Source organism: uncultured Campylobacter sp. (genome assembly GCF_938018035.1).
In the GTDB taxonomy this organism is placed as follows: Bacteria; Campylobacterota; Campylobacteria; order Campylobacterales; family Campylobacteraceae; genus Campylobacter_B.
In genome coordinates this window covers 1-6,072 of sequence record NZ_CALIJF010000347.1, presented here as the reverse complement: position 1 = coordinate 6,072, position 6,072 = coordinate 1, and the positions used below count along the sequence as shown (strand labels likewise).

Genomic DNA, 6,072 nt, shown 5'->3' with positions numbered 1-6,072 from the left:
AATCAGCACGTCGCCGCGAGAGCTGATTGCGCGCTAGGCCCAGGCATTTCTGCGCAAGCCGCACAAACGCAACAGCAAGATCGAGAGCAGGAGCAAGATCAGGAGCAGAAACAGGAGCAGGGTGCCGCGACATTAAAGACGCTAAATTTACAGCGGGCGTTTGAGCTTTACGGGCGCGAGCAGATGCGGGCGTTTTTTCTATTCGCGGTATTTGACGAGATGCTAAAGCCGAGCCTACGGGCGTATCGCATCGATCGCGAAAAGCTCACGCAGGTCTCGCTGCTGCGAAATCTGCTTATGTTTTCGTGGATCAAATCCTACCCGCAGATAGAGCAAAGCATCCTTTCAAGCGTGATTTTAGTGGAGTTTGGGCGAGTTTTTATCGACGAGCAGGTGTGCGCGGCAGGCAAGGCGGAGGAATTTTATCACGCCATCAAGGGCTCGATCTTTCCGCAGGATTTTACCGATGTGGAGATGAAATTTACCGGCACGAACCGCGAAAGCGTCTCGCACGCGCTATTTGCGCATTTCGGGCTAGAGCAGATCGCGCAGGACGCGCTGTATTCAAACGCCCCGGACGACACGCCTTTTGAGAACAAATCCCGCTACGCGATGCTAAAGATCGCCAAAACCGCGGTCAATATCTACCACCACTTCGACGAGCTTAGCATCGACAACGCTTTAAATTTACTAGTCGAGTTCGGCTTCGAGCAGGAGGCGTTTTTAGAGGCTAAAGGCGAAATTTCGATATGAAAGAGTTCCTGCGCGCCTTTAACTCGGGCGTATTTGAAAAGGATCTTAGCGGCGAGCAAAAGGAGCTCGTGCGCAACCTCCTAAATATCGGTGCTATCAGCGTGCACAAAGGCAAGCTCTATCTAAACGACGGCTATGTTTTCGGCAGGCTCGACATCGCGCGCGACGGTACGGGCTATCTACAAAGCTTCGACGATCGCTTCAAGGCAGATCTCATCATCGAAAACAGATATCTAAGCGGCGTGCATCTGGGCGATCTGATCCTAGCAAAAATTTTAAGCTCAAAAAAATCCCGTCTGCACGCAAAGGTGCTGATGTGCGTCAAGCCCGCGTTTTTAACGAGCGTGGTTTATACCAAAAGCTTCGGGCGCGAAATTTTAGGCGTGAACGTCAAAACCGGCCTCGCAAATCCGCTCAAAGCCACGCAAAAATCGCTAAAGCAGCTGCCCGCAAACACCCTTTTAAAGATTGATAATCTAACGAATGAGATCACCGAGGTGATCGGAAGCTTATCCGATCCCTTCGTCGATGAGAAAATTTCTTTGGCGATCTACGATAAAAACGACGAATTTAACGAAGCGTGCAAGCAACAAGCCGCGAGCTTCGGCAGCGAAGTGGACGAGGCGCTGTATCCGCAGCGCGTAGATTTGCAGCATCTGCCCTTTTGCACTATCGATCCCATCGACGCCAAGGACTTCGACGACGCGATCTATTTTGACGTAAAAGAGCGCACGCTTTACGTCGCGATCGCCGACGTAAGCGAATACGTAAGCGAATACTCGCCTATCGATAAGGAGGCGAAATTTCGTGGCTTTTCGATCTATTTCCCGCACCGCTCCGTACCGATGCTGCCGCGCGAGCTTAGCGAAAATATCTGCTCGTTGATGCCTGATCTGCCGAGGCTGGCCTTTGTTTTTAAAATCGCTTTAGATGAAAATTTAAACCCGCAAAAGCAGGAGCTTTTCGAAGCGATTATAAGATCAAAACGCCGCTACGATTACGACGAGGTCGATGAAATTTTACGCACTCGCAAGGCGTGCGAGCCTGAAATTTTAAGCTGGCTCTTGCCGCTTAATGAAATTTGCGAGCGCCTGCGCCGCGCGAGGCTAAAGCGCGGATTTGATTTCCGCACCAAGGAGCTTCGCATCACGCTTGATGAGCGCGGCCTAATAAACTCCACTCGCTTTGAGACCGACACTCCGTCGCACAAGCTCATCGAGGATTGTATGCTGCTAGCCAATAAAGCCGCTGCGGCGCGCATCGAGCGGGGCGTTTTTAGAAATCACGGCTCGGCGGAGCTTAAAAAAATTTACGCGCTGCTTGACGATCTGGCGCTGTTCGGCATCGACGCGCCGTATCAGAGCAACCTTGCTAAGATGATCGGCGAAATCCAAGCGCAAGCCGATACTATGGGTATCCGCGAGGAGGTCGATAAGCTCATCATCAAGGCTCAAAAGCGCGCCGAGTACGGATCCGAATCGCGCGGGCATTTCGGGCTCGGATTTGATAACTACACGCACTTTACAAGCCCGATCAGGCGCTATTCCGATCTCATTTTGCACCGATTGCTAAAGGCGCAGATGAGGGGGGATGAAAAATTTTATAATTACCTGCTTTTAAACATCGACGCGACGTGCGCGCGGCTAAACGAGCTAGAGCGCGAAGCGGACAAGGTCGCGTTTGATTTTATGGACCGAAAATTTGCGCGCTGGGCCGCAGAAAATTTGGGCAAAAAATTTCGCTGCTACATCGACGAAAACGGAAATTCCGTCACCGCAAAGCTAGACGACAAGCTAAAGGGAGCTAAAATTTTAGTTTCAAATTTCGCCGGCGACATTTTAACGCCCGTACTAGTCGAGCTTACGGACGCAAACATCGCTAGCGGAGTGATTTTAGGCAGGGTGGTAAAGAAGATCTGATGTATAGAAAAGAATTTGACGGGCTTATCGCAAGTGGGAAGGTGCCTAATTTCGTGCTTTTGCGCGGCGGAGACGATTTTTCAAACGAGCTTTACGCGCAGCGATTGAAGCAAATTTACGCCGCGGAAAATTTTTTGAGTTTGTATTTTTTGGAGTATGATTTTGAGCAGGCGCGAAGCTTCTTGGAGCCCTCGCTTTTCGGCGGTAGCAACACGCTTCATATCAAAACCGCCTCGCTCATCAAAAAAGATGAGCTGCGAAGGCTCATCGCGCTGTGCAAGGCGGACGCGAACAATCATCTAATTTATGAGCTAAACGATAGCGAAATTTCGGTGAGTGCGGATTTTATCAAGGAATTTGAACGAAACGAAGTGAGGTTTTTCAAGCCCTCGGGCGTAAACGAAGCCATAGCGCTGCTTGCGCAAAAATGCGAGATGTGCGGGCTTTTTACAAACACTGCTGCACTTAGCAGGATCTACGCCATCCACAACGAAAGCCTGAGCCTAAGCGCGAGCGAGATAGAAAAATTTGCAAGTCTGGGACTTGAGCTTAACCTGCAAAACGTAAATTTGATGGTTTATGGCCTTAGCGAGGTAAGCTACGACGAGCTTTTTGATAAAATTTTTGGTCTTTGCGACTTTCGCGTAGATTTTTACAAAATGGCTCTGGGCGGCGGATACAACGAGATGGAGCTGATAAATTATTTCTACCGCTTGATTTATAGAATTTTTCGTCTGCATGCTTATGTAAAAATAAACGGCAGATTTGATTTTAAGGCGGTTTTAGGCTATCAGCCGCCCCCTTCCGTAGCCGCACAGATGCAGCGCTACGCCACTAGCTTTTCTACACGGACGTTTTATAAAATTTTTGCTCACTTAAACGATTTGGAATTTGAACTCAAAAGCGAAAAAAACGTAGCGAAGGATGAGCTTTTGCTTGCGTCGTTTTTGAGGTTACAGCGCATGCTGCTAAGTTCGCTCGGGCAAAAAGCAAATATTAAGTGAAATTTTAGTAATATCTCTTCGCATTTTTTGCAAAATCCTTGCCCGCAGACACCGTTTGCGAGCTAAAATCCATAAGGAGAATTTATGAGAAACTACGAGGTTTTATTCATCGTTAAGCCCACGCTTACAGACGATGAAGTTAAAACAAAAGTCGATTTCGTCAAAGAAATCATAACCAAAAACGGCGGAGAGATCGCTTCCGTGATCGAAATGGGCGCTAGAAAGCTAGCCTATAAGATCGACAAATATGAGCGCGGAGTTTATTTCGTAATCTATTTTAAAGCCGAGCCGAGCTTGATCTCCGAGCTTGTTAGAAATCTGCGTATCACCGAAGATATCATTAGATTTTTGACCGTCAAATATGAGACTAAGCGCGAAATTTCCGCTTGGGACAAGCTAAGCAAAGGTATCAAACTAAGCCCTGCGAAAAAAGAGCGCGAGCCAAAAGCGCCGGTAGAGCCAAAAGAGCCTGAAGAAGCAGCCAAAGAGGGCGAATAAAGGATAAAATATGTTCAATAAAGTAGTTTTGGTAGGTAATTTAACCCGAGATATCGAGCTTAGATATCTGCAAACGGGTACCGCCGTAGGCAAAACCGGCATCGCCGTTACACGCAGATACAATAGCTCAAACGGCGAGAAACGCGAAGAAACGTGCTTTATAGACATAGATTTTTTCGGTCGTACGGCTGAGATCGCAAACCAATACTTGCGAAAAGGCAGTAAAATTTTGATCGAAGGCCGCTTAAAGCTAGATCAGTGGCAGGATCAAAACGGACAGAACCGAAGCAAGCACTCCATTAGCGTAGATACTATGGAGATGCTAGGAAGCAATCAAGGTGGAAGCGGCGGCTATAATCAAGGCGGTAATTACGAGGGCGGCAATTATGGCGGAAGCTCCGGCGGCTACGGCGGAGGAAATTCTAACTATAGCGGCGGTAATTACGGCGGCGGAAATAGCTATGCTAATAGACAAAACTCAAATTCTAGAGGCGCAAAAAACGATTACAACGCACCTAAACAAAAAGAGCAGAGTTACGAAAGCACGATTCCAGAAGTCGACGTCGATGCCGATAAATACGATGACGGCAACGACACGATCCCATTTTAATTAAGGAAAAATCATGGCAGATAAGAGAAAATATACTAGGAAGTATTGCAAATTTACGGAGGCAAAGATCGAATTTATCGATTATAAGGACACGGCGCTGCTAAAGCACTGCCTAAGCGAGCGCTTTAAGATTATGCCGCGCCGCTTAACCGGCACTAGCAAAAAATACCAAGAGATGGTAGAAAAGGCTATCAAGCGTGCGCGCCAAGCAGCCCTTATACCTTACATCGTCGATCGCAAAGACGTAGTCACAAATCCATTCGAAAATCTTTAAATTTTAGCGGCGTAGAGCCGCTAAAATTATCTCATTTTAAATTCTAATTTTTTAAATTTTAAGCTCGCTCTTATATATATAATTTCACCCATATTTTTTCAAAGGAGAAATTATGGAAGAGAATGAACAAGAGGAATATTTGGAATGTCCTTTTTGCGGCAAGGGCGACATCAAATACGGTGCGGTCGTATGTAGCGGATGTCAGGCGGAGATCTCTTATAGCAGACCCTGGTTAAAGACGCTTCTTATTTCTATACTTTGGCTGTTCTTTGGAGGGGCTTTTACCAAGGATAGCGGTACTCTATTTTATATCGTCTTGGGTATCGGCGTGTTAGGTATCATTGGGTCTATTTTTATGGCGCGAGATCATAGTCCGCAATTTCATAGGATCATGAAGCACGTTAAGTAACCTATGTTCCGCCGTCTATTGGCGGGGATAAATTTTGTAATTCTCTGATTAAATTTAAATTTTGAAGAATTACATTACTTAAATTTTAAAAGATAAATTATAAATTTTTCCTAGGCTTTCTTGCCGGTAGCGGTTTGGGTGAGGGGCTTGTAGCTATTATTTTAGTCTGTATGCTCGCATACGTGATAGGTGGTGGCTTCAATGCCGTTCTCGTTTTTATTCCGGGCTTTATAGTGTTTTGCGTTGCAAAGGCATTTTTAGAAGGCTTGACTTCTAACGTAAATAATAGATTTGTTACCCTTGTCGTTCCGATCGCTGGAGCTTTAGTGCTAGCATACTTTACGGCTGATGCTGTTTATAAAAGTGAGCAGGCAAAAGATGCTGAGCGCGAAGTGCAGAAGCAACAAAATATGACGCAGCAAGATAAAGTCTATTATATCCAGCGAAGTTTGATGTTCGGTGGCTACGGTGTGATGATTGATGGTAAATGGGGCAAAAAGACCATGCAAGCGGCGCAGAAATATTCGGGCTCGTCCGCGACCTCGATCGACGAGCTTTATGAGGCGGTCAGGGCTAAAAAAGAGGGCAGAAGATAAAATTTAAAT

8 protein-coding genes are annotated in these 6,072 nt (G+C 46.6%); all 8 read left to right on the top strand.

Features of this window, described 5'->3' with window-relative positions; all coding sequences use genetic code 11:
• Positions 1 to 753: hypothetical protein (locus Q0257_RS10605; protein WP_298024688.1), on the top strand; the 753-nt coding region annotated here is incomplete at its 5' end.
• Positions 750 to 2,672 (top strand): ribonuclease R family protein, encoded by a 1,923-nt coding sequence (locus Q0257_RS10600; RefSeq protein WP_298024686.1) that lies wholly within the window; start codon positions 750 to 752, stop codon positions 2,670 to 2,672. The genes Q0257_RS10605 and Q0257_RS10600, both read left to right, overlap by 4 nt.
• Complete coding sequence (locus tag Q0257_RS10595; protein WP_298024685.1) at positions 2,672 to 3,676, top strand: DNA polymerase III subunit delta; 1,005 nt, start codon at positions 2,672 to 2,674, stop codon at positions 3,674 to 3,676. Before Q0257_RS10600 ends, Q0257_RS10595 begins: the two co-directional genes overlap by 1 nt.
• 84 nt (positions 3,677 to 3,760) lie before the next feature.
• Complete coding sequence (rpsF, locus tag Q0257_RS10590) at positions 3,761 to 4,174, top strand: 30S ribosomal protein S6 (RefSeq protein WP_005873267.1); 414 nt, start codon at positions 3,761 to 3,763, stop codon at positions 4,172 to 4,174.
• 10 nt (positions 4,175 to 4,184) lie between these two features.
• A complete protein-coding gene (locus Q0257_RS10585) occupies positions 4,185 to 4,784 on the top strand; it encodes a single-stranded DNA-binding protein (protein ID WP_177387886.1) in 600 nt (199 codons plus the stop codon).
• Positions 4,785 to 4,797: 13 nt separating this feature from the next.
• A complete protein-coding gene (gene rpsR / locus Q0257_RS10580) occupies positions 4,798 to 5,058 on the top strand; it encodes a 30S ribosomal protein S18 (RefSeq protein WP_291937950.1) in 261 nt (86 codons plus the stop codon).
• 112 nt (positions 5,059 to 5,170) lie between these two features.
• Positions 5,171 to 5,467, top strand: a complete 297-nt coding sequence (locus Q0257_RS10575) for a hypothetical protein (RefSeq protein ID WP_298024684.1) — start codon at positions 5,171 to 5,173, stop codon at positions 5,465 to 5,467.
• A 134-nt stretch (positions 5,468 to 5,601) separates the two neighbouring features.
• Positions 5,602 to 6,063, top strand: coding sequence for a hypothetical protein (locus Q0257_RS10570; protein WP_298024682.1), 462 nt, complete (start codon positions 5,602 to 5,604; stop codon positions 6,061 to 6,063).
• The last annotated feature ends 9 nt before the right edge of the window (positions 6,064 to 6,072 follow it).

Excerpts from the sequence above, each read along its gene's own strand:
- rpsR (WP_291937950.1), top strand. The coding sequence starts at position 4,798 with ATGGCAGATAAGAGAAAATATACTAGGAAGTATTGCAAATTTACGGAG.
- Q0257_RS10595 (WP_298024685.1), top strand. The coding sequence starts at position 2,672 with ATGTATAGAAAAGAATTTGACGGGCTTATCGCAAGTGGGAAGGTGCCT.
- Q0257_RS10585 (WP_177387886.1), top strand. The coding sequence starts at position 4,185 with ATGTTCAATAAAGTAGTTTTGGTAGGTAATTTAACCCGAGATATCGAG.
- Q0257_RS10600 (WP_298024686.1), top strand. The coding sequence starts at position 750 with ATGAAAGAGTTCCTGCGCGCCTTTAACTCGGGCGTATTTGAAAAGGAT.
- rpsF (WP_005873267.1), top strand. The coding sequence starts at position 3,761 with ATGAGAAACTACGAGGTTTTATTCATCGTTAAGCCCACGCTTACAGAC.
- Q0257_RS10575 (WP_298024684.1), top strand. The coding sequence starts at position 5,171 with ATGGAAGAGAATGAACAAGAGGAATATTTGGAATGTCCTTTTTGCGGC.